The organism is Zoogloea sp., from assembly GCF_023150065.1.
GTDB lineage: Bacteria > Pseudomonadota > Gammaproteobacteria > Burkholderiales > Rhodocyclaceae > Zoogloea.
Map to the genome: position 1 here is coordinate 206128 of NZ_JAKLLN010000005.1, position 21797 is coordinate 227924.

A 21797-nucleotide genomic window follows, 5' to 3' on the forward strand; every position below is an offset into this window, starting at 1 on the left:
CACCCCCGGTCGGCCTTTGGCCGACTGCCCTGCGCTGCTCACAGCAGGCGGCCGGCGCGGAACTCGCCCTGCGGGCTCAGACAGCCGCGCCGGACTTCCCCGCCTGCTGCTGCGCTGCTCGGCGGGGTCGGAACGGGCTTTTCGGATACACCGAGCCCCTACGGAAACCGGACCGGGTACTGGCCGTCGGTCACCTGCCTTTCCTCTCCCCTCTGACGTGCCGACTGGAGGGGGTGACGGGCGGAAAGAGGGCTTCGCATGTTTGAGCCCGCAGGGCGAGTTTGCGAAGACCCCGCCCGGCGCGCCCGGAAGGAGGGAACCCCCGAAGGGGGCGCGGCAGCGGGGCACGCTTCTTTGCATCCTTTCTTGTCGTGCAACAAGAAAGGATGTCGCCCGCCGGGGGCGAGTCCCCGGCCAATGTGACGTCATACAACGGAAAACCATTCCTTCGTGCCAAGAAAGTGCTTTCCCATCGGTTGTTAAGGCGCTCAAAGCCCGGTGGGCCTGCCAGAGACCGTGTTTACATACCTAGCGCGAACATAGCCAATAAATTCGACCCCACGGGCCTTCAGTCCGCCCCGGCGAGGAGATCGCGCTGGGTGAGCTGCAGCAGCAGCTTGCGCACCGGGGCGGGCAGGGCGGCTTCGTCGAGCCGGTCGAGGGGCTGCCACAGCAGGGTGGCCTCGTTGCAGGCGGCGGGTGTGCTCACTTCCACCGCCTCGGGTTGCAGGTTCAGGGTGAAGTGGGTGAATACATGCCGAAAGCCGGTGAGCCGCTCCACCTTGCGTACGCTCAGGCCGAAGCGGGTGCTCACCCAGCTCGCCGTGTCCGCGTCTTCGGGCAGTTCCGGCAGGCTCTGCAGGCCACCCCAGATGCCTGTCGGCGGGCGGCGTTCCAGCAGCACGGCGCCGTTGGCCAGGATCACCGCAAAGCGACCGTCGCGTTCCCGGACAGCTTTCTTCGGGCGGGGCGTGGGTAGTTCGCCCACCCGGCCGTCGCGCAGGGCTACGCAGCGCTCCGCCACCGGGCAGTGTCCGCAGGCCGGGCGGCCGCGGGTGCATACGGTGGCGCCCAGGTCCATTTGGGCCTGGGTGTAAACATCCACGTTCCGGGCTGGCAGCAGGCTCTCGGCCAGGGCCCACAGGGTGTTCTCCACCTGCTTGCTGCCCGGAAAGCCGTCGATGCCGAAGCAGCGGGTCAGCACCCGCTTGACGTTGCCATCGAGGATCGCCGCCCGGGTGCCATAGGAGAAGGCGCTGATCGCCGCCGCCGTGGACCGGCCGATGCCCGGCAGTTCGGCCAGCTCCGCCGGATCGACCGGAAACGCGCCGCCGTGGCGCGCCATCACCGCCTGGGCGCACTTGTGCAGGTTGCGGGCACGGGCGTAGTAGCCGAGACCGCTCCACAGGGTCAGCACCTCCTCCACCGGCGCCGCAGCCAGGCTGGGCAGGTCGGGAAAGCGTTCGAGGAAGCGCCCGTAGTAGGGGATCACCGTATCCACCTGGGTCTGCTGCAGCATGATCTCCGACAACCATACCCGGTAGGCATCCCGCACCTGCCAGGGCAGGCCGTGGCGGCCATGCCCGCGCTGCCAGGTGATCAGGGTTTCTGCAAATGTATTCAATCTCTTAACCCCTCGACGGTGGGGCCCCGCGCGGCGATAATGCGGGCCCCCTACTGGCTTCAGGCCCGCCCCCGCGGCGTGGCCCAACCGACTCCAACATGACTGTTCCCAAGAATGATCCGGCGGTCCGCGCCTTTCGCGACACGCTGGGCATGTTTCCCACCGGCGTCACGGTCATCACGGCCCGGGCCCCCAGCGGCGAGCCCATCGGGCTCACCGTCAGCTCCTTCAACTCCGTGTCCCTGGCGCCGCCGCTGATCGTGTGGAGCCTGTCCGGGCATCTGCCCAGCGTGCCCATCTTCGAGAACGCGGCAGTGTACGCGATCAACGTGCTTGCCGAAGACCAGCAGGACATGTCCCAGCGCTTCGCCAGCCGCAGCGACGACAAGTTTGCCGGGCTGGACTACACCGAAGGCGTCGATGGCGTGCCCCTGCTGCCCGGCTGTGCCGCATGGTTCCAGTGCCGCCAGTTTGCCCGCCATCCGGGCGGCGACCACGTCATCTTCATCGGTGAGGTGATCCGCTTCGAGTCCGGCGAGGCGTGCAAGCCCCTCGTCTTCCAGGGTGGCGCCTACCGCCGCCTGGCTTGAGTCATGCCCACCCCGCGCTGGATCGAAACCGGTAGCGGGCCCCACGGGCTGGTCTTTCTGCATGGGGTGAGCGGCGGTGCCCTGGGCGCCACCGATCTGCTGCCGCGCATCACCCCGCCGGGCTGGCGCGGTCTGGCCTGGGACATGCCCGGCTATGGTGCCAGCGCAGCCCTCGATCCCTTCGATTTTGACGGCTTGGCCGTGGCCCTGGTGGCGCTGCTCGATGCCGCCGGCCTGGATCAGGCCGTGCTGGTGGGGCACAGCATGGGCGGCATGGTGGCCCTGCAAACCGCGGCCACGTTTCCCAACCGGGTCTCGGGCCTGGTGCTGGCCTGCTGCACCCCGGCCTTCGGTGCCCGCGGCGGGCCCCAGCAGCAGGCCTTCCTGGCCCGGCGAATCGGGCCGCTGGACGAAGGCGCGTCGATGCGCGAGCTGGCGGTGGAGCTGATCCCCACCATGGTCGGCCCCGGTGGCGACCCCCAGGTGGTGGGCGATGCGGTGGATCTGATGGCGGCCATTCCGCCGGCCGTCTATCGGGCCGCCATGCGGGCAGTGGTGAGTTTTGACCAGCGCGCTGCCCTCGGTGGGCTGACCATGCCGGCCCTGGTCCTGGCCGGGCGCCACGATGCCGTGTCCCAGCCCCTGGTGCTGCGGCGCATGGCCGAGCGCATCCCCCAGGCCTGCTATCGGGAGCTCGACGCCGGCCACCTCGCCCCCTTCGAGGAGCCCTCGGCTTTTGCCGAGGCGGTGCAGGCTTTTCTGACCGGGCTGGATCACGCCCCTGTCACCTTCCTGCTCTAGCGTTCAGCCCTTTTCAGCCCCCTCGCCGCCATGCAAGAAAGCCCCTTCAAAGGCAAGACCGGCCTCACCCGGGTGTGGAACGCCTTCCACTATTCCATGGCCGGCCTGGCCGCCGCCTACCGCAACGAGGACGCCTTCCGCCAGGAAGCCTGGCTGGCGGCGCTGCTCATCCCGCTGGCCCTGTTCCTGCCCGTCACAGCCCTCGGCAAGGCCCTGATGATCGCCAGCGTGCTGCTGGTGATCATCGTCGAACTCGTCAATTCGGCCCTCGAGGCCGCCGTCGATCGCATCTCCCTCGATCACCACCACCTGGCCAAGCGCGCCAAGGACATCGGCAGCGCCGCGGTCTTCGTCGCCCTGATCAACGTGGTCGTCGTCTGGGGCCTCATCCTCCTCGCCTGAGCACATACCATGACCACTCCCACCGGCAAGAAGCCCTGCGTCAATTGCACCTGCGCCACCACCGGCTTCTGCCCCCGGGGCGTGGGCGCCAACATCCCGCCGGAGCTCGCCGCGCAGCAACCGGTGGCGGCGGCCAAGCCGCTTTCGGCCGGGCAGCAACGTCGCGAGCAGCTCCGCCAGCTGCCGGGCAAGCGCCGCGCCATGCGCTTCTGAGTCCGCCATCCGGCAGGGGGCGGCGGCATGGGGCGGCGGCCGTTCTCCCGTGAGAGAATCGCGCCCCTCCTTTTTCCTCCACCCGGACCCCTCCCATGACCGAGTCGACCCACGCCATCTCAGGCCTTGTCATCCACCGGCTGATCCGCGCCGCCGAGGGCCCGTCCCAGGTGGAGCTGCGGCCCGCCGCCAACCCCCTCGACGAGCCCGCCGCGCGCCTGATGGAGCGCCTGTGCCGGCACTTCGCCGAACGCCCGGGCAAGGGCTATGGCTGGTTCGAGAAGGACGAGCGCGGCTTTCCCATGCCGCGCCTGGTGCGCGAGCACGCCATCGAGCAGGGCATGGATTTCGCCACCCTGTCGAAGGAGATGGTGACCCAGCTGCAGAAGTGCGTGGACGAGGACAAGATGGACGAGGGCGGCTACGTGCTCATCGCCCGCGCCACCGTGTTCGGCGCCGACTGCCTCTACGTCGCCCTGCTGCAGGAAACCCTGGGCACCGTGATCGGTGACGGCCTGAGCATCCACGACAGCCCGCACCTGGATTTCTCGGCCCTGCAGGTGGCCGGGCGCATCGACATCAGCGCCTGGCAGGCCGGCGCCGAGCGCTACATCAGCTTCCTCAAGGGCCGCGGCGACGTGGCCGGCTGGTTCAAGCGCTTCCTGGGCTGCACCGACGTGGTCATCGCCCTCAAGGAAACCAAGAAGCTGGTGGAGACCCTCAGCCACTTTGCCGAAACCCAGCAGCTCGACGCCGCCGGGCGCGATGAACTGCTGGAGCGGGCCCACCTGGTGCTCGAAGAGATGGGTGAAAGCGGCGCCGCCCTCAACCTGGAGGCGGTGGCCGGGCAGATTTTCCCCGATGCCCCGCAGAAACTCAGCGCCACCCTGCAGGACGAAGCCCTCGACCTGGCCAGCGGCTTCGTCCCCGACAAGCGCGCCCTCAAGCCGCTGATCCGCTTCAGGGCCAGCGCCGAAGACTGGAAGCTGGAGTTTGAACGCAGCGGCCTGCGCTCCGGCGCCGTGCAGTACGACAAGGCCAGCAACACCCTGGTGCTGACCAACGTACCGGAGAATCTGAAGAAGCTGCTGCTGGAGGAGTGAGCCGAGGGCGACTGTAGGGGCGTCAGCCGCGCTGGCGCTTGACCATCCGGAGCGGGGCCTCTCCGGCGATGGCGCGGGCGCGGAGCTGGCCGCAGCCGCCATCCACGTCCTGCCCGGCGGAGTTGCGCAGTTTGGTGAGGATGCCGCGGCGGTGGAGCTGGCGGGCGATGTCGGCGGCCTTCTCCCAGGCCGGGCGGCGGTAGGGCAGGTCGGGGATGGTGTTGTAGGGGATCATGTTCATGATCGCGTACTTGCCCGACAGCAGGCGCACGATGCCGTCGAGCTCTTCCGGCGTGTCGTTGATGCCATCCAGCAGCGTCCACTGGTACTGGATCGGATAGCCGGTGACGCGGGCGTAGGCTTCACCGCGTTCGACGATCTCGTCGGGGCTCATGGGCGGCGCCTTGGGCAGCAGCTCGGCGCGCAGGTCGGCCCGGCTGGTGTGCAGCGACAGGGCCAGGGCCGGTTTGACCGGGCCTTCGGGCAGGCGCTCGAAGACGCGCGGGTCACCCACCGTGGAAAACACCAGGTTCTTGTGGCCGATGCCGCCCTCACTGCCGAGGAGCTGGATGGCCTCCAGCACGTTGTCCAGGTTGTGGGCGGGTTCGCCCATGCCCATGAAGACAACCTTCTTCACCGGCCGGCGGGCCCGGGCCAGCACCACCTGGGCGACGATCTCGGCGCTGCCCACCTGGCGCAGCAGGCCGTCGCGGCCGGTCATGCAGAACACGCAGCCCACCGCGCAGCCCACCTGGCTGGAGACGCACAGGCCGTCCCGGGGCAGCAGCACGCTCTCCACCGTCTGGCGGTCGCCCAGCTGCACCAGCAGACGCGCCGAGCCGTCCTCGCCGGGGTGCTCGGCGTGCACCCGGGCCAGGCCGGCCAGTTCGGCCTCCAGCGCCGGGAGGGCGGCCACCACGCCGGCGGGCAGGGCCGGGCCGCGCCGGCTCGGGCCGGCGTCGAGGGGCAGGGCGTGGGTCCAGGCGCGCAGCATGCGCTGGACATGGACGGGTTTGGCGCCGAGGTCGGCGAGCCGTTGGCGGAGGTGTTCGATGCGCATGAGGGGGCGAATGATAGGCCATTTCTGCCCTGTTTTCAGGGGGATGCGCACGCTCCCGGGCCTCGGTGCGGTGGCCCCGGAGGGCAGGGTGGCTTCAGTTCGACGTGCTTGCGCCGTTATGACAGGCCATGCCCCCGCGCCTTCGCCTTGGATATCCAGGCTTCTTCGTTCTTGTTGCCCTGGCCATTGGCGCGCCCCTGGCTTTTCTGCTGGTGGCAGCCCTTGGCGACCTGCACCGGCAGGCCGAGCGGGACGCCCGCAATGTGGTGGGCGTGCTCGAGGCGCGGCTGGAGGCCACCCTGCGCCGGGCCCAGGCGGGTCTTGAAGAGCTCGCCACCGATACCCCGCCGTCCGTCTTCGATGCCGATGTCTCCCCTGCCCAGCGTCAGCTGCTGCAGCGCCATCTGGCCCTCAAGGCCCGGCACTTTCCCGAGATCACCGGTTTTCGCCTGATCGACACCACCGGAGCCGTGCGCTACGCGTCGGAGATCGGGGAGCCCCGCGCGTCGGCTGCGGGGCGCAGTTATTTCGAGGCGCTGCGGGCCGATCCGGCGCTGCCGCTGGTGTTCTCCGAGGTGGCGGTGGGACGCATGGCGGGGCGGCCGCAGCTCTTCATGGCAGTGCCGATCCGCGACGACGCGGGGCGTTTCGCCGGGGTTGCCATGGCGCCGCTGGAGCTGGCCTACGTGGAAAGCCTGTTCAACGCCGTCGATCTGGGGGCGGGTGGGGTGATCACCTTCCGGCGTTCCGATGACGGCCGCCTGGTGCTGCGCCGCCCGGCCGAGGAGGGGCGGGTCAATCAGACCCTCAGCAACAACCCCATGCACATGCGGGTCGAGGCCGGCGAGCGGGAAGGGACCATCCGCTTCGAGGCCGCCATCGACAAGACCGAGCGGGTGTATGCCTTCAAGCGCGTCGGAACCTATCCCTTCTACGTGGCTGCCGGCATTGCCAGCCGCGATTACCTGGCCCACTGGCAACGCAACGCCGTCGGGGTGGTCGGGGCGACGACCCTCTTCCTGCTGCTGCTGGGCCTGCTGCTGGGGCGTCTGCACTTCACCGAGCAGAACCGCCGCCGGGCTGCCCGGGAGCTGCAGGCCAGCGAGGACCGCTTCCAGCTGCTGCTCAACTCGGTGGGGGAGGGCATCTGCGGCATCGACCGGGATGGGCGCCACCTGTTCTCCAATCCGGCGGCCCTGCAGATCCTCGGCTACCGCAGCGAGGCCGAGCTGCAGGGGCAGGATATTCCGGCGCTGCTGCACACCCACGACGGGGCGGGCCAGCCCCTGGCGCCCGACGCCTGCGTGATCCGCCGGGCGGTCAGCGTGGGCACCGCCGTGCATAGCAATGACGGGTTGTTCACCCGGGCCGACGGCAGCCTGCTGCCGGTGCGCTTCGATGCCTATCCGCTGGTCAAGGACGGGGCCCAGATGGGCGCCGTGCTGCTGTTTGCCGACATCACCGAACGTCGCCGCAACGAGGCGCGGATCGAGTTTCTGGCCCATCACGACCCCCTCACGGCCCTGCCCAACCGCCTGCTGGCGGAAGACCGCTTCGAGCAGGCCCGCGCCCATGCGGCCCGGGCGGGGGAGCGGGTCGCCCTGCTGTTTCTGGATCTGGACGGTTTCAAGACCATCAACGACTCCCTCGGTCACGACGTGGGGGACGAGATGCTCAAGGCCCTGGCCACCCGGCTGCGCCAGCAGCTCCGCGAGGCGGATACGGTGTGCCGCCTGGGGGGCGACGAGTTCCTGGTGATCCTGCCCGGGGTGCGCGACCTGGACGGCCTGACCCAGCGCATCGCCCGCCTGCTGGCCAGTGTTGAAGCGCCGGTGGTGCTGCCGGGGCGCCAGCTGTCCACCTCGGTGTCCATCGGGGTGGCCCTGTTTCCCGGGGACGGGCGGGATTTCACCACCCTGATGAAGAAGGCCGACACGGCCATGTACCACGCCAAGGACGCCGGCCGGAACACCTACCGCCTGTTTGACGAGGCCATGAACCAGCACGTTCAGGAATCCCTGCGCCTGCGCTCCAACTTCCAGCGCGGCCTCGACAACGGGGAGTTCGTGCTGCACTTCCAGCCCCTGCTCGACCTGCGCAGTGGCAAGGTGGTGGGGGCCGAAGCCCTGCTGCGCTGGCAGGACCCGGAGCGCGGCCTGCTGTCGCCGGGGTTGTTCATCCCGGTGGCCGAGAGCAGCGGCATGATCGTGCCCCTGGGGGCGTGGGTGCTGGGTGAGGCCTGCCGGCAGGCCGCGGCATGGCGGGCGTCGGGGTGGGATCTGATGGTGGCGGTGAACATTTCGGCCATCCAGTTCAAGCGTGGCGGCATCGAACAGACCGTGGCCGATGCCCTGCGCGACAGTGGCCTGCCAGCCCACCTGCTGGAGGTCGAGCTGACCGAGAGCACCCTGCTGCACCAGACCGACGAGGTGCTGGCCATCCTGCACCAGTTGCGCGAGTCCGGCGTGCGCCTGTCCATCGACGACTTTGGCACCGGCTATTCCAGCCTGGCCTATCTCAAGCGGCTGGCGGTCAACAAGCTCAAGATCGACCAGTCCTTCGTGCGCGACCTGACCAGCGACCCCGAGGACTCGGCCATCGTGCGGGCCATCATCGACATGGCCCACAGCCTCAATCTCACCACCATCGCCGAAGGCGTGGAGAACGCCGAGGTGCTGGCGGTGCTGCGTCAGTTTGGCTGCGACGAGGCCCAGGGCTACTACTTCGCCCGTCCCCTGCCGGAAGCCGAATTCCGGCGCTACCTGGAGGCCCGGTAGCCGGCGCTGGGGTAAAGTGGCAGGCATGCACGCCCCGCCACGCCTCTCCGAAGCCGACGTCGAATTCACCGCCATCCGCGCCCAGGGCGCGGGCGGGCAGAACGTGAACAAGGTGTCCAGCGCTGTGCATCTGCGTTTCGACATCGCCGCCTCGGCGCTCCCCGACGTCATCAAGGCACGCCTGCTCCTGCTGGGGGACCAGCGGGTCAGCAAGGACGGGGTGGTGGTGATCAAGGCCCAGGAGTTCCGCAGCCTCGACAAGAACCGCGCCGAGGCCTTGCGCCGTCTGCAGGAACTGGTGGACAGCGCCGCCCATGTGCCGAAAGCGCGTCGCCCCACCCGCCCGACGCGGGGCTCGGTCACCCGGCGCCTGGAGGGCAAGGCCCGCCGCAGCGCCGTCAAGGCCGGCCGCGGGCGGGTCGATTGAGGGCCGGAAGCGGCGGCGGGCTCTGCCGTCACCCAGCCATCACCTCCGCGTCACATCCGTGCAGCATGCCGCCGCAACACTGCGTGCATGGACCGCGCCGGACTCGTTTGCCAGGAAATCGCCCATCCACTGACCTACCTCCGGGTGGCCGTGGTGACGGAGACCTATCCACCTGAAATCAACGGGGTGGCGATGACCACCGGCCGCATGGTGGAAGGCCTGGTGGCCGCCGGCCACCGGGTGGACCTGATCCGCCCCCGCCAGGCCCACGAGGGTGGGGCCATCCAGCTGCCGGACGGGGCCGAGGGTGTCGAGGAGATGCTCTCCCGGGGCATCCCGTTGCCTCGCTACGCCAACCTGCAGCTCGGCCTGCCGGCTCGCAAGGTGCTGCTGCGGCGCTGGTCGACCCAGCGCCCGGACGTGGTCCAGGTGGTGACCGAAGGCCCCCTGGGCTGGTCGGCGCTGACCGCGGCACGCAAGCTGCGCCTGCCGGTGATCAGCGAGTTCCACACCAATTTCCATCGCTACAGTGGCCACTACGGGGTGGGCTGGCTGAAGCGCCCCATCGCCGCCTACCTGCGCAAGTTCCACAACCGGGCCGACCTCACCCTGGTGCCCACGCGGGCCCTGTGCGGCGAGCTGGCCGGGCAGGGCATTGCCCGGGTGGACGTGGTGTCCCGGGGCGTGGATACCGTGCTGTTCGACCCGGCCCGGCGGAGCGCTTCCCTGCGCCGCAGCTGGGGCCTGGAAGAAGACGATCTGGCGGTGGTGTACGTGGGGCGCATCGCCCCCGAAAAGAATCTGGCCCTGCTGGAGAAGGCCTTCGAGGCGATCCGTGCCCGGCAGCCCCGGGCACGGCTCATCCTGGTGGGCAGCGGCCCGGCCCAGCAGGCGCTGCAGGCCCGTCAGCCGGCGGCGGTGTTCTGTGGTTCCAGGACGGGCGCCTTCCTGGCCGAGCACTACGCCAGCGGTGACCTCTTCCTGTTTCCCAGCCTCACCGAAACCTACGGCAACGTGGTGGCCGAGGCCCTGGCCAGCGGCCTGCCGGTGGTGGCCTACCGGGACGCGGCCGCCCAGGAGCTGATCGCCCACCGGGAGCACGGCTGGCTGGCCGAGCCCGGTGACGAGGCCGCCTTCATCGCCGGTGCCGTGGCCCTGGCTGATGCCCCCGAGCTGCGCGCCCGCCAGCGTCTGGCCGCGCGGGAAAGGGTGGCCAGCCTAGCCTGGCAGGCCATCGTCGAACGCCTGGTGACGCTCCAGCGCCAGGTCATCCTGAGTTCCCCCGTCTCCGCCCGGAGGTAAGCCATGTTCGCTCTGCCCGCCCGACTGCAGCTGCTCGATGACCGCCTGGCGGTACGCTCCAACCGCCTGTCCCGTTACCGTGGCTTGCGCGACCTGATGCGGGCGGTGAGCCGGCTCGGCGACGGGGTGGCCTGGTACACCCTGGCGGCCTGTCTGTACGCTCTGTTCGGTGCCGAGGCTCTGCCGGCCCTGCGCCACATGCTGGTGGCCGGTGTGATGGGGGTCGGGGTGTACAAGCTGCTCAAGACCCGCACCCTGCGCCCCCGCCCCTTCGAGGTGGTGAGCGACGTGGTGTGCGCCGGCTGCCCCCTGGACAAGTTCAGCTTCCCCTCCGGCCACACCCTGCATGCGGTGAGCTTCTCCCTGATTCTCGCCCATCACTTTCCGGCCCTGGCGCCAGCGGTCTTCGGCTTCGCCCTGCTGGTGGCCGCCTCCCGCCCCGTACTCGGGCTGCACTACCCCAGCGACGTGCTGGCGGGGGCGGCGATCGGTGCCTGCCTCGGCTTGGGCCTCATCGCACTGCTGTAAAGGGGGCAGAGCTCTCCCGTGGGGTCGAGTGAATTCGACCCCACGGGGCGTTCGAGCCGGCGTCCTTGCTTCCTGAAAACCTGTCCCCGTCAAACGCCTTCACGCCCTCAGGAAGAGATCTTCGGGCAGAGGCAGGCAGGTGCGCAGGATGCGGTTGGGGGTTTCGTCCAGGCGTGCCCGGGCGGCTAGGGGTTCCACCTCGGCGGTCCATCCCGGCAGTTCACCTTCCAGCAGGCGGCCGAGTTGGCCCAGGCGGCGGCCGGTGTGGCTGAGGTAGAGGTTGAAGCGACGCTGCACGCGCCGGTCCAGCAGCCGGGCCGCGTGGTACAGCCCGGCGTGCAGGTGGCTGCTGCGCAGCCAGCTTTCACCCCGGGTCAGGGTACTCAGGGCCTGCCCCACCCGCTCGGGGGGGCACTGAAAAGCCCGTGACATCAGCGGGATGAGGGTGCTGCCGGTGTCGCCGAGCAGTTGCGCAGGGCGGCTGAACAGGTGGTCGGCCACGTGGCGGTCCATGGCCCATTCGACGGCCACATGGGTGGTGATGTCCGATTCGAACCACAGGCGCTCGTGGGCGGGTACGAAGTGGTTGTGGGCGATGATGTCGGCCATCAGATGGCTGGCGTAGCCGAGCACGGCGGCGTGTTCGGTGTCGCTGCGGGCGGCATCCATCAGGGCGTGCAACTGGGGCCAGCGGTGGCTGCCGGTGAGCGCCTCGGCGCCGGCGCTGCGCGCGGTCAGGGCCACATCGGGCAGGCAGGCCCCGGCCATCACCAGTTGGGGGTGGCGCCGGGCCAGGCGGCGCAGGGCCGGGTCGGCGAGGGGGATGGCCCACAGCAGCAGCTGGGCGAAATAGACGTGGGTATACAGGCCCCAGGCCAGGGCGTCGCTGCTGGTCAGCAGCAGGGGCAGCAGCCACAGCAGCTTCGAGCGGGTACGGCGGGGCAGGGCGGGCGCATCCATGGGGCGACTGTGCCCGGTGGCCGTGACAGGCACGTGCCAGGGAGGTGTCAGGCTGGTGAAGTTGCATGGCAGGACCCGCTGTGCCACCCCGGCTGGGGTATCTTCATCTACAGACTTGCCAGTCGGCGCCGATAGCAAGTCATGCCTCCACGCGTGCCGCCCATGCTGTCAGCCCCTGCCCAAGCTGGAACATGACCTCCTCACCCCCTGCGTCCGGCCTGCCTCCGCTTCCTTCCCTGCCGGGGGGGGAGCCCGAGGTCGCGCCGCGTTTCTGGCGCTTCGAGCGGCTTATCGTGCTGGCCGTGGTGCTCACCAACCTGGCCGCGCTCCAGCTGGCCTGGTTCAGCCTTTCCGAGAGCCGTCAGCGGGCCGAGGAGCTGGCCACCCTGAGTACCCGCAACCTCGTCCAGGTGCTGGATCACAGCCTGAGCAGTGTCGGGCGCACCATCGACGTGACCCTGCGGGCGGTCGTGGACGAGCTGGAGCGGAGCGGGCGCGAGGGGCGCCAGCCGGATGAGGTGCTGGCCCTGCTGGCCCGCTACAAGGGCTGGCTGCCCGAGACGGAGACCTTGCGCATTTTCGATGCCGACGGGCGGCTGCGGCGGGCGGAGCAGGCCACGGCCGGCGACGATGCCAGCGAGGCCGGGCGGGACTACTTCAAGCGACTTGCGGGGGCGTCCGACCCGGGCATGGTGGTGTCGCGCCCTTACTTTGACCGCAGCACCGGGCGGTGGGTGGTGTCCTTTGCACGCCGTCTGGGGCTGCCCGATGGCCGTTTCGGTGGCGTGGTGGTGGCGACGATGTCGGTGGACTTCATGACCGAGATGCTCGCCCGACCCCACCTCGGACCCCGGGGGATTGCCATGCTGCGCTACGAGGATCTGGGGCTGATCAGCGTGCATCCGCCTCAGACCGGGGCGCTCAAGGAGATCGGCAATACCTGGATCTCCGACGAGCTGCGCCAGCTGCTGGGCAGTGGGGTGACCTCGGGCAGCTATTACTCCCGGCGCATGCTGGATGGGGTCGAGCGGATCAATTCGGTGCGCCGGGTCGAGGGCCTGCCCTTCATGCTGGTGGTGGGGGTGGCCAGCGAGAACTACCTGATGGAGTGGTATGGCGACGTGGTCCACACAGGGGCTCTGCTGTTGGTGTTCCTGCTCCTCAGCGCCGGTTCGGCCGTGCTGGTGAGCCGCTATCACCGGCGCCAGCAGGCCCATGCCGCACGGCTCCGGGACACCCTGGCCGATCTGCGCGACCGGGACCAGGCCCTCGGCATCACCGAGCGGATCGGTGGCCTGGGTGTCTTTTCCATCGATCTGCGTACGGGCCTGTCGCACCGTTCTGCACAGTTGATGGAGATCTTCGGGGCTGCCCCGGACAAGGACTTTCCCCTGGATGCCTGGCGCGACGGGCTGCACCCGGACGACCGGGCCGAGACCCTGGCACGCTTCGATGAAGGCACCCTGCATGGGGGGCGCGCCTTCGATCACGTCTACCGTTTCATTCGCCCGGACGGGGAAGTGCGCTGGATCCACGGCCTGGCGGGGGCCGAGCGGGACGCGTCCGGTGTGCCGGTGCGTGTCCATGGTGCCGTGCAGGACGTGACCGACCGGCGGCGCGCCGAGGCGTCCCTCAAGGAGGCCTTCGACGAGTACGAGCGCCTGGTGGCGAGCATCCCGGTGGGCGTCTTCAAGTTGCACTGGTGCCCCAACGGCGGCAGCCGCTTTCAATATGTGAGCCCGCGCTTCTGCGAGCAGCTCGGGCTGGACGCTGCGACCGTGCTGGCCGACCCGCAGGTGCCCTACCGGCAGATCCTCGAGGATGACCGGGCGTCGTTCAAGCTGGCCCAGAGCAAGGTGGAGCACAGCCTGAACTCCTTCGAGTGGGAAGGGCGCATCCGCATTGGCGACCGGGTGCGCTGGATCTCGGCCATGGCCCGGCCGAGTCCTCAGCCTGACGGCTCGGTGATGTGGGAGGGCGTGCAGTCGGACGTGACCGATCGCAAGATCGCCGAGATCGCCCTGCGCGAGAGCGAGGAGCATTACCGCCTGCTGCTCCAGCACTCGCCGGTGGGCATCCTCAAGTACGACACCCGGCTCAAGGTCAATTACTGCAACCAGCAGTTTGCCCAGATCATGACCGCGCCACTGGCGTACATGCTCGAGCTCGACTGCAGCACGCTCCGGGATGCGCGGGTGGTGCCGGCCCTGCGGGATGCCATCGAAGGGCGTGTCGGGCGCTATGAAGGGCCCTATCACACCACCTACGACGGTCACGATCTGAACATCGCCATGAACTGTGCCCCCCTGCGTGACGAGGCCGGGCAGATCATCGGCGGCATCGCCATCCTCGAGGACATCACCGAGCGCCTGATGAAGGACCGGGAGCTGGCCCGCTACCGGGACAGCCTGGAGGAGCTGGTGGCCGAGCGCACCGCCGACCTGGTGGCGGCCCGCGCCGAAGCCGAACGCCTGGCACGGGTGAAAAGCGAATTCCTGGCCAACATGAGCCACGAGATCCGCACCCCCCTCAACGGGGTGCTGGGCCTGGCCCACATCGGCTTCCGGGAGAGCCGTGGCCGCGACAAGGCACGGGACACCTTCACCCGCATCCTGTCCTCGGGGCAGCTCTTGCTGGGCATCATCAACGACATCCTCGACTTCTCGAAGATCGAAGCGGGCAAGCTGCGCATCGAGGCCATCCCGGTCGATCTGGCCAAGGTCATCGGCGATACCCTCGACCTGATGGAGGAGCGTGCCCGGGCCAAGGGCCTGGCCCTGCGTTTCCGGCGGGTCTCCGCCTTGCCCGCGTCCTGCATCACCGATCCGCTGCGTGTCGGTCAGGTGCTTCTCAACCTGCTGTCCAATGCCATCAAGTTCACCGAGCAGGGCAGCGTGACCCTGGCGGTCGGGCAGGAGGGCGACAGCCTGGTCTTCGAGGTCAGCGACACGGGCATCGGCATGAGTGACGAGGAGGTGGCCAAGGTCTTCGCCCCCTTCGAGCAGGCCGACAACTCCACCACCCGCAAGTTTGGTGGCACTGGGCTGGGGCTCACCATCACCCATCGCATCGTCGAGTTGATGGGCGGCACCCTGCGGGCCCACAGCCGCCCCGGCGAAGGCAGCCGTTTCGAGGTGCGCCTGCCCTACGTGGCGGTGGATGCGGTGGCCCCCCAGCGCAGCCCGTCCGGGCCCGATGCGCAGGCCGGCATCGAAGGGAGCAGGCTGGCAGGCCTGCGGGTGCTGGTGGCCGAGGACAACGACGTGAATCAGATGGTGCTGGAGGAGCTGCTGATCGGCGAGGGTGCCGAGGTGGTGCTGACCGGCAACGGCCAGGAGGCCGTGGACTGCCTGCGTGCCCAGGGCGCGCAGGCCTTTGACGTGGTGCTGATGGATGTGCAGATGCCGGTCATGGACGGCTACGCGGCGACCCGTGCGATCCACGCCCTGGCCCCCTACCTGCCGGTGATCGGCCAGACCGCCCATGCCTTCGACGAGGAGCGGGCCCACTGCGCCGCCGCCGGCATGATCGACCACCTGGCCAAGCCCATCGACCCGGAGGAGATGGTGCGGGTCATCCTGCACCATACCACCGGGCGGGCGCCCGGCTGACGCGACGGGCAGGGCTGCCGGCGCCGGCGGAGGGCGTCAGCGCCGGAGGGTGCTGGCCTGGGGAGCATCGTGGTGCCCCATCCCTGGGGGCCACGCCCTGTCCTGGTTCATAGGTATTTCGTATCGACTTCATTCCATCAATCAATTAGACCAATTTCCCGGGGTTTTCTAATATTCGTCCTGTCTGCTTCAACTTCATTCAACCAAGCACTCGGGAGCGCATCACATGGCCATCATCAACAGCACCGTCAAGCCCTTCGCCGCCACCGCCTACCTCAACGGCAAATTCGTCCCCGTGACCGACGCCGACCTGAAGGGCAAGTGGTCCGTGTTCTTCTTCTACCCGGCCGACTTCACCTTCGTGTGCCCCACCGAGCTGGGCGACATGGCCGACGTTTACCCGGAATTCCAGAAGCTGGGCGTCGAGGTGTACTCCGTGTCCACCGACACCCACTTCACCCACAAAGCCTGGCACGACGCCTCCGACACCATCAAGAAGATCAACTACCCGATGATCGGCGACCCGACCGGCGCCATCACCCGCGGTTTCGACGTGATGATCGAGGAAGAGGGCCTGGCCCTGCGCGGCACCTTCGTGATCAACCCGGAAGGCCAGATCAAGGTTGCCGAGATTCACGACCTGGGCATCGGCCGTGATGCCTCCGAGCTGCTGCGCAAGGTGAAGGCCGCCCAGTACGTGGCCTCCCACCCGGGCGAGGTCTGCCCCGCCAAGTGGCAGGAAGGCGACGCCACCCTGGCTCCGTCCCTGGACCTGGTCGGCAAGATCTGATCCACCGGATTCCGGCGCCAGGCGCTTTCAGCGAGAGCGCCTGGCGACGCGATTCAACCCGAATCCCTCGCTAGAGAAAGGACACCACCATGCTCGACGCCACCATCAAGACCCAGCTCAAGGCCTACCTCGAGAAGCTCCAGCGCCCGATCGAACTGGTCGCCTCCCTGGACGACAGCGCCAAGGCCGAGGAGCTGCGCGGCCTGCTCAAGGACATCGCCGAGCTCTCCCCCAAGGTTGCCCTGCGCGACAACGGTACCCACGCCCTGCGCCCGTCCTTCGGCGTGGCCGAGCCGGGTGAGGCGCCGCGCATCCACTTTGCCGGCATCCCCATGGGGCACGAGTTCACCTCTCTGGTGCTGGCCCTGCTGCAGACCGGCGGCCACCCGCCCAAGGTGGAGCAGGCGGTGATCGACCAGATCAAGGCCCTGCCCGGCCAGTTCAAGTTCGAGACCTTCATCTCCCTGTCCTGCCACAACTGCCCGGACGTGGTGCAGGCCCTCAACCTGATGGCCGTGCTCAACCCCGGCGTGACCAGCACCATGATCGACGGTGCGCTGTTCCAGGACGTGGTCAATGAACGCCAGATCATGGCCGTGCCCACCGTCTTCCTCAACGGCGAGAGTTTCGGCCAGGGCCGCATGACCATCGAGGAGATCCTCGCCAAGGTGGATACCGGCGCTTCGGCCCGGGCTGCCGGCGAGATCAGTGCCAAGGAGGCCTTTGACGTGCTGGTGGTGGGTGGTGGCCCGGCCGGCGCCGCGGCGGCGATCTACGCGGCCCGCAAGGGCATCCGCACCGGCGTGGTGGCCGAGCGCTTTGGCGGTCAGGTGATGGACACCCTGGGCATCGAGAACTTCATCTCGGTGAAGGAGACCGAAGGGCCCAAGCTCGCCGCAGCGCTGGAGCAGCACGTGAAGCAGTACGAGGTGGACCTGATGACCCTGCAGAAGGCCACCAAGCTGGTGGCCGGGGATCTGATCGAGATCCAGCTGGAGAACGGCGCGACCCTGAAGAGCAAGTCGGTGATCCTGTCCACCGGGGCCCGCTGGCGCGAGATGAACGTGCCCGGCGAGAAGGAGTACAAGGCCAAGGGCGTGTGCTTCTGCCCCCACTGCGACGGCCCCCTGTTCAAGGGCAAGCGCGTGGCGGTGATCGGCGGGGGCAACTCGGGTGTCGAGGCGGCCATCGACCTGGCCGGCATCGTCGCCCACGTCACCCTGCTGGAGTTTGCCGACACCCTGCGCGCCGACGCGGTGCTGCAGAAGAAGCTCTACAGCCTGCCCAACGTCACGGTGATCAAGTCGGCCCTGACCACCGAAGTGACCGGCGACGGCCAGAAGGTGAATGGCATCCGCTACAAGGACCGGGTCAGCGGTGCCGAGCAGCTGGTGGAGCTGGAAGGCATTTTCGTGCAGATCGGCCTGCTCCCCAACACCGACTGGCTGAAGGGTTCCATCGAGCTGTCGGACCGGGGCGAGGTCATCATCGACGCCAAGGGCGCCACCTCGGTGCCGGGGGTGTTTGCGGCGGGGGACTGCACCACGGTGCCCTACAAGCAGATCATCATCGCCATGGGGGCGGGTGCCACTGCGTCCCTGAGCGCCTTCGACCACCTCATCCGCAGCTCGGCGCCGGCCTGAGTGAGCGGAAAAAACGGGGAGGGGGCTTGCCATGCGGCTCTCGGGCCGTATAATCCGCCCCCTTCTTTCCCGCCGCCGGACAGCCTCTGGCACTGGCGGCATTCTGGGAAAGGCCTGCGTCCTTAGCTCAGCTGGTTAGAGCGCCACGTTGACATCGTGGAGGTCGGCGGTTCGATTCCGTCAGGACGCACCAGGCCCCATTCCGAAACCCGCCCGCGTGGCGGGTTTTTGCTGTCCACCCGCCCGGTCCGGGTCAGTCCGGTGCCTTATACACCAGCACCTTCAGGGCACGGTCGGCGGATACATCCACAAAGGCGGGCGGATTGGGCAGGCGCTCCACAAACTGGAGCCCGGGGGCCAGGGTCTGCATCTGATCCTGCAGAAAGGCGACCCCCAGCTTGGGTGAATTGAGGCACAGCAGGGCGTGGCCGCCGGGGGCCAGCAGGTCGGGCAGGCGGCGCATCAGGCGGGCGTAGTCCTTCTCGGCGACGAAGCTGCCCTTCTGGTAGCTGGGCGGGTCGAGGACGACCAGATCGTAGGGGCCGCCGCGGGTGATCTTGCCCCAGGAGGCGAAGATGTCATGGGGCAGAAAGCCCGCCCCGCCGTTGATGCCGTTGAGCAGGTGATTGCGTTTGCCGATGGCCAGGGCGCCGTCGGCCATGTCCATGTTGGTCACCTGTCGCGCGCCGCCCAGCAGGGCCACCACCGAGAAGGAGCAGGTGTAGGCGAAGAGGTTGAGCACCTTCTGTCTCGGCCGCGCCGCCATCTGTGCCCGCACCCAGCGCCGGCCCTCGGCCATGTCCAGAAAGAAGCCGTGGTTGAGGCCGCGCAGCAGGTGCACGGCAAAGCGGGCGCCGTTCTCGCTGACCACATGGGGTTCGGGCACGCTGCCGGCCATCAGGCGTGTTTCGGCCCGGGCCTCGAAGCGGTACTGATAGACCCAGTTGAGGGGTACGCCCGGGTTCAGCTCGGCCCAGCGGGCCTTGAGGGCGGCGTCGATGGCGGCCAACTCGGCATCCGTGGCGGGCTGAAAGCTGGTCAGCACCCAGACGGGGGGAAAGGCGTCGAGCGTCCACTGCTCGCAGCCGGGGTGCATGCCGCCGCGGCCGTGAAACACGCGCTGGGCGTCGGTGGGGATGGGCAGGTTGGCGATGGCGTCGAGAAGGGCTTGCATGGGCGCGCAGTGCATTGGATGGGCGGCCCGCAATGTACCAGACAAGCCCGCCGGCCCACCCGGGGGTGCGGTTCTTAAGGGGGGGGGCTGGGAGAAGCCCTTCAATCCGTTTGGATATACTGCAGGCCTCCCCTCTCACCACCCATGGCCACCATGCGCACCTTCCAACGAATCCTGCTCGGATCGCTCCTTGCCCTTGCCACCCTCGCTCAACCGGCTTTCGCCCAGCAGGTATGCGACAAGGACATGTACGGCAAAGTCTTCTGCGCGCCTCTGGGTGGGGTCTTGGAGAAAGACGCGTTTGGCCAGTACGCCTGCAGCCCGGGCAAATGCGCCCGTGATGATCGCGGCCGCCTGCTGTGTTCGGCCAGGGAGGGTGGTGCCGTCGTCATCGACCCCTTCAAGGGCATCCAGTGCGTGGGCGGATGTGTGCAGCCGGATCTCAAGTACTGTCAGACGGTGCAATAGCCGGGCAGGGGGGCGCCGACTCCCGCTAATGTTCCGGGCCCGCTGGTCGTTATCTTGCAGACCTTTTGTACCGGCACGCCATTTCCGGCGGTCTCGAGGAACACGCATGAAAAAGCTGACGATCGGCAAGCGCCTGGCGCTGGGCTTCGGGTTTGTCCTGGCCTTGGGCCTTTCCGTTGCTGCCGTAGCCCTGTTCAACCTCTTTGAACTGCGACAGCAGTTCAGTGACTACGAAAACCGGATGCTGGTTCGTGAGCGGCTGGTGCTTCGTGGCCAGGTGGAGCTCGGCAATGGCATCCACTACTTCAAGAACACGGTGCTGCGGGGCGGGGACTACCCGGCCAGGTTTGTGACCAGCATGGACGCCATCGACAAGGTGGTGCAGGACTATCGGGCCGTCGGCCCCCTGCCGCCGGACGCCGATGCGGCGCTGGGGGAGATCCAGGCCGGTGGGCAGAAGTATCGGGCGGTGATCGCCCGGGTGCTTGAACTGAAGGCGGGCGGTGCTTCGGTGACCGAGGTGGACAAGGCCATCGCCGGTGCCGACAAGCCCATCGGTGCAGCCCTGGGGAAACTGCTTGCCCAGCAGACCGTGGAAACCCAGGCGGCCCGGGAGGCCTTTGATGCGGCGGTGTCCCGTGCGGCGCTGGTGCTCGGCCTGCTGGCCGCTGGTATGGTAGTGGTGGGGGCGCTGGCCTCATGGATGATCAGCCGCAGTGTCCGCCGTCCGCTGGCCCAGGCCGTGGAGATCAGCCAGGCGGTGGCCGCAGGCCGTCTGCCCGAGCACATCGAGATCTCCGTCGAGGATGAAGCCGGCCAGCTGCTGCAGTCCATGCAGCGCATGGTGGATACCTTCAAGGGCTTTGTTGAAGCCCAGCGTGAGAATGCCGCACAGCACGAGCTGGGCATGATCGACCACCGGATTGATGAGCAGCGTTTCCCGGGCATCTATGGCGACATGGCGCGCTCGATCAATGTGCTGGTGCAGGCCCATATTGCCGTGAAGATGCGTGTCGTGGACGTGGTCAAGCATTACGCCGTCGGTGATCTGTCGGTGGACATGGACCGCATGCCCGGCCAGAAGGCCCAGATCACCACCGCCATCGACGGGGTCAAGCACAGCCTGCAGGGCATGAGCGGGCAGATCCGTACCCTGGTGGAGGCGGCCGCCAGTGGCGACTTCACCGTGCGCGGTGACGCAGACGCCTTCCAGTACGAGTTCAAGGCCATGGTCGAGGGGTTGAACCGCTTGATGGACGTCAGCGACCAGGGGCTCGGCGATGTCTCCCGGATGCTCGAAGCCCTGGCCCGGGGAGATCTGACCCAGCAGATGCGCGGCAACTACCAGGGCACCTTCGCGCGCCTCCGGGATGATGCCAACCTCACGGTGGAGCACCTCCAGACGCTGGTGACCGGGCTGCAGGGGGCGGCCCGCTCCATCAACAGCGCCGCCCGGGAGATTGCCGCCGGCAACGTCAATCTCTCCAGCCGTACCGAGGAGCAGGCCAGCAGCCTGGAAGAGACGGCCAGCTCGATGGAGGAAATCAGCTCGACGGTGAAGCAGAACGCCGACAACGCCCAGCGCGCCAACACGCTGGCCAAGCAGTCCTGCGATGTGGTCAATCAGGGGGGCGAGGCCGTCAAGCGGGTGGTGGTGACCATGGCCGACATCCGCGAGAGCTCCAGCACCATCTCCGACATCATCGGCGTCATCGACAGCATCGCCTTTCAGACCAACATCCTGGCCCTCAACGCCGCCGTCGAGGCGGCGCGGGCCGGCGAGCAGGGGCGCGGCTTTGCCGTGGTGGCCAACGAGGTGCGACAACTGGCTCAGCGCAGCGCCGTTGCCGCCCGGGAGATCCGGGAGCTGATCGCCATCTCGGTCGGCAAGGTCGAGGACGGCGCCAAGCTCGCGGATGAGGCCGGCGCCGTGATGGGTGAAGTCGTGACGGTGTTCAGCCAGGTGGCCGAACTGGTCACCGAGATCAGCGGCGCCAGCCAGGAGCAGAGCCAGGGGGTCGAGCAGGTGAGCATCGCCATCGGCAAGATGGACGAAACCACCCAGCAGAACGCCGTCCTGGTGGAAGAGGCCGCCGCCGCCGCCGAAAGCCTCGAGCTTCAGGCGGAACGCCTGGTCGAGGCCATCTCCCAGTTCAAGCTGCCCGGCGGCAGCGCAGCCCCGTCAGACACCGGCCGGGCGGCCCCTCAGACCGTGGTCAGAGCGCCGATGCGCAGACGGGCTGGCTAGCTCCCCGGTCATCGCCGGTCTGGGCCTGATGGCGTATTTGCGGGCTGCCCGCTGAAGGTCCGGCATGGAGTTTCTT

At 68.4% G+C, this 21797-nt stretch carries 18 protein-coding genes and 1 tRNA gene; 15 read left to right on the forward strand and 4 right to left on the reverse strand.

Going from position 1 to position 21797, the window contains the following annotated elements:
• Nucleotides 1–568 precede the first annotated feature (568 nt).
• Nucleotides 569–1624 carry an A/G-specific adenine glycosylase gene (gene mutY, locus L6Q67_RS08775; protein ID WP_296568160.1) on the reverse strand — a complete coding sequence of 352 codons (1056 nt, stop codon included), beginning with the start codon at nucleotides 1622–1624 and terminating at the stop codon, nucleotides 569–571.
• Nucleotides 1625–1722: 98 nt separating this feature from the next.
• Here mutY and L6Q67_RS08780 point away from each other — a divergent pair, with 98 nt between their 5' ends.
• From L6Q67_RS08780 to L6Q67_RS08800, 5 genes are all read left to right on the forward strand, one after another.
• Nucleotides 1723–2214 carry a flavin reductase family protein gene (locus L6Q67_RS08780; protein WP_296568163.1) on the forward strand — a complete coding sequence of 164 codons (492 nt, stop codon included), beginning with the start codon at nucleotides 1723–1725 and terminating at the stop codon, nucleotides 2212–2214.
• 3 nt (nucleotides 2215–2217) lie between these two features.
• Nucleotides 2218–3015 (forward strand): alpha/beta hydrolase, encoded by a 798-nt coding sequence (locus tag L6Q67_RS08785; RefSeq protein ID WP_296568165.1) that lies wholly within the window; start codon nucleotides 2218–2220, stop codon nucleotides 3013–3015.
• A 30-nt stretch (nucleotides 3016–3045) separates the two neighbouring features.
• Nucleotides 3046–3417, forward strand: a complete 372-nt coding sequence (locus L6Q67_RS08790; protein WP_296568171.1) for a diacylglycerol kinase — start codon at nucleotides 3046–3048, stop codon at nucleotides 3415–3417.
• A 9-nt stretch (nucleotides 3418–3426) separates the two neighbouring features.
• A complete protein-coding gene (locus L6Q67_RS08795) occupies nucleotides 3427–3630 on the forward strand; it encodes a hypothetical protein (protein ID WP_296568173.1) in 204 nt (67 codons plus the stop codon).
• A 95-nt stretch (nucleotides 3631–3725) separates the two neighbouring features.
• A complete protein-coding gene (locus L6Q67_RS08800; protein WP_296568174.1) occupies nucleotides 3726–4733 on the forward strand; it encodes a nucleoid-associated protein in 1008 nt (335 codons plus the stop codon).
• 22 nt (nucleotides 4734–4755) lie between these two features.
• Here the strand turns inward: L6Q67_RS08800 and L6Q67_RS08805 are convergent, their stop codons facing one another.
• On the reverse strand, nucleotides 4756–5793 hold the full coding sequence (locus L6Q67_RS08805; protein WP_296568177.1) for an RNA methyltransferase: 1038 nt from the start codon (nucleotides 5791–5793) through the stop codon (nucleotides 4756–4758).
• 128 nt (nucleotides 5794–5921) lie between these two features.
• Here L6Q67_RS08805 and L6Q67_RS08810 point away from each other — a divergent pair, with 128 nt between their 5' ends.
• The 4 genes from L6Q67_RS08810 to L6Q67_RS08825 all read left to right on the forward strand — a co-directional run bounded on the left by L6Q67_RS08810 (nucleotide 5922) and on the right by L6Q67_RS08825 (nucleotide 10827).
• Nucleotides 5922–8570, forward strand: a complete 2649-nt coding sequence (locus L6Q67_RS08810; RefSeq protein ID WP_296568178.1) for an EAL domain-containing protein — start codon at nucleotides 5922–5924, stop codon at nucleotides 8568–8570.
• A gap of 25 nt (nucleotides 8571–8595) precedes the next feature.
• Entirely contained in the window at nucleotides 8596–8997 is a 402-nt protein-coding gene (gene arfB, locus L6Q67_RS08815; RefSeq protein ID WP_296568180.1) for an alternative ribosome rescue aminoacyl-tRNA hydrolase ArfB, read from the forward strand.
• Nucleotides 8998–9084: 87 nt separating this feature from the next.
• Nucleotides 9085–10299, forward strand: a complete 1215-nt coding sequence (locus L6Q67_RS08820; protein WP_296568182.1) for a glycosyltransferase family 1 protein — start codon at nucleotides 9085–9087, stop codon at nucleotides 10297–10299.
• 3 nt (nucleotides 10300–10302) lie between these two features.
• Nucleotides 10303–10827, forward strand: a complete 525-nt coding sequence (locus L6Q67_RS08825; RefSeq protein WP_296568184.1) for a phosphatase PAP2 family protein — start codon at nucleotides 10303–10305, stop codon at nucleotides 10825–10827.
• Between the two features lie 99 nt (nucleotides 10828–10926).
• Here L6Q67_RS08825 and L6Q67_RS08830 read toward each other — a convergent pair whose 3' ends face one another.
• Entirely contained in the window at nucleotides 10927–11787 is an 861-nt protein-coding gene (locus L6Q67_RS08830) for a zinc dependent phospholipase C family protein (protein WP_296568186.1), read from the reverse strand.
• Nucleotides 11788–11978: 191 nt separating this feature from the next.
• On the opposite strand from L6Q67_RS08830, the gene L6Q67_RS08835 reads away from it, so the two are divergent.
• The 4 genes from L6Q67_RS08835 (at nucleotide 11979) to L6Q67_RS08850 (ending at nucleotide 18024) form a co-directional block, all read left to right on the forward strand.
• Nucleotides 11979–15398, forward strand: a complete 3420-nt coding sequence (locus tag L6Q67_RS08835) for an ATP-binding protein (RefSeq protein WP_296568188.1) — start codon at nucleotides 11979–11981, stop codon at nucleotides 15396–15398.
• Between the two features lie 226 nt (nucleotides 15399–15624).
• Nucleotides 15625–16188, forward strand: a complete 564-nt coding sequence (gene ahpC / locus L6Q67_RS08840; protein WP_296568191.1) for an alkyl hydroperoxide reductase subunit C — start codon at nucleotides 15625–15627, stop codon at nucleotides 16186–16188.
• A gap of 89 nt (nucleotides 16189–16277) precedes the next feature.
• Entirely contained in the window at nucleotides 16278–17831 is a 1554-nt protein-coding gene (gene ahpF / locus L6Q67_RS08845) for an alkyl hydroperoxide reductase subunit F (protein ID WP_296568193.1), read from the forward strand.
• A gap of 116 nt (nucleotides 17832–17947) precedes the next feature.
• A tRNA-Val gene (locus L6Q67_RS08850) sits at nucleotides 17948–18024 on the forward strand.
• A 60-nt stretch (nucleotides 18025–18084) separates the two neighbouring features.
• Here L6Q67_RS08850 and L6Q67_RS08855 read toward each other — a convergent pair.
• Nucleotides 18085–19005: a class I SAM-dependent methyltransferase gene (locus L6Q67_RS08855; RefSeq protein WP_296568195.1), complete on the reverse strand. Its 921-nt coding sequence runs from the start codon at nucleotides 19003–19005 to the stop codon at nucleotides 18085–18087.
• A gap of 144 nt (nucleotides 19006–19149) precedes the next feature.
• Between L6Q67_RS08855 and L6Q67_RS08860 the strand changes: the two genes are divergently transcribed.
• Together L6Q67_RS08860 and L6Q67_RS08865 are read left to right on the forward strand one after the other, a co-directional pair.
• Complete coding sequence (locus L6Q67_RS08860) at nucleotides 19150–19473, forward strand: hypothetical protein (RefSeq protein WP_296568196.1); 324 nt, start codon at nucleotides 19150–19152, stop codon at nucleotides 19471–19473.
• Nucleotides 19474–19579: 106 nt separating this feature from the next.
• The gene (locus L6Q67_RS08865; RefSeq protein WP_296568198.1) at nucleotides 19580–21721 is read left to right on the forward strand and encodes a methyl-accepting chemotaxis protein; all 2142 of its coding nucleotides are present in this window, start codon (nucleotides 19580–19582) and stop codon (nucleotides 21719–21721) included.
• The last annotated feature ends 76 nt before the right edge of the window (nucleotides 21722–21797 follow it).

Excerpts from the sequence above, each read along its gene's own strand:
- L6Q67_RS08780 (WP_296568163.1), top strand. The coding sequence starts at position 1,723 with ATGACTGTTCCCAAGAATGATCCGGCGGTCCGCGCCTTTCGCGACACG.
- L6Q67_RS08785 (WP_296568165.1), top strand. The coding sequence starts at position 2,218 with ATGCCCACCCCGCGCTGGATCGAAACCGGTAGCGGGCCCCACGGGCTG.
- L6Q67_RS08790 (WP_296568171.1), top strand. The coding sequence starts at position 3,046 with ATGCAAGAAAGCCCCTTCAAAGGCAAGACCGGCCTCACCCGGGTGTGG.
- L6Q67_RS08795 (WP_296568173.1), top strand. The coding sequence starts at position 3,427 with ATGACCACTCCCACCGGCAAGAAGCCCTGCGTCAATTGCACCTGCGCC.
- L6Q67_RS08800 (WP_296568174.1), top strand. The coding sequence starts at position 3,726 with ATGACCGAGTCGACCCACGCCATCTCAGGCCTTGTCATCCACCGGCTG.
- L6Q67_RS08805 (WP_296568177.1), bottom strand. The coding sequence starts at position 5,793 with ATGCGCATCGAACACCTCCGCCAACGGCTCGCCGACCTCGGCGCCAAA.
- L6Q67_RS08810 (WP_296568178.1), top strand. The coding sequence starts at position 5,922 with ATGCCCCCGCGCCTTCGCCTTGGATATCCAGGCTTCTTCGTTCTTGTT.
- arfB (WP_296568180.1), top strand. The coding sequence starts at position 8,596 with ATGCACGCCCCGCCACGCCTCTCCGAAGCCGACGTCGAATTCACCGCC.
- L6Q67_RS08820 (WP_296568182.1), top strand. The coding sequence starts at position 9,085 with ATGGACCGCGCCGGACTCGTTTGCCAGGAAATCGCCCATCCACTGACC.
- L6Q67_RS08825 (WP_296568184.1), top strand. The coding sequence starts at position 10,303 with ATGTTCGCTCTGCCCGCCCGACTGCAGCTGCTCGATGACCGCCTGGCG.
- L6Q67_RS08830 (WP_296568186.1), bottom strand. The coding sequence starts at position 11,787 with ATGGATGCGCCCGCCCTGCCCCGCCGTACCCGCTCGAAGCTGCTGTGG.
- L6Q67_RS08835 (WP_296568188.1), top strand. The coding sequence starts at position 11,979 with ATGACCTCCTCACCCCCTGCGTCCGGCCTGCCTCCGCTTCCTTCCCTG.
- ahpC (WP_296568191.1), top strand. The coding sequence starts at position 15,625 with ATGGCCATCATCAACAGCACCGTCAAGCCCTTCGCCGCCACCGCCTAC.
- ahpF (WP_296568193.1), top strand. The coding sequence starts at position 16,278 with ATGCTCGACGCCACCATCAAGACCCAGCTCAAGGCCTACCTCGAGAAG.
- L6Q67_RS08855 (WP_296568195.1), bottom strand. The coding sequence starts at position 19,005 with ATGCAAGCCCTTCTCGACGCCATCGCCAACCTGCCCATCCCCACCGAC.
- L6Q67_RS08860 (WP_296568196.1), top strand. The coding sequence starts at position 19,150 with ATGGCCACCATGCGCACCTTCCAACGAATCCTGCTCGGATCGCTCCTT.
- L6Q67_RS08865 (WP_296568198.1), top strand. The coding sequence starts at position 19,580 with ATGAAAAAGCTGACGATCGGCAAGCGCCTGGCGCTGGGCTTCGGGTTT.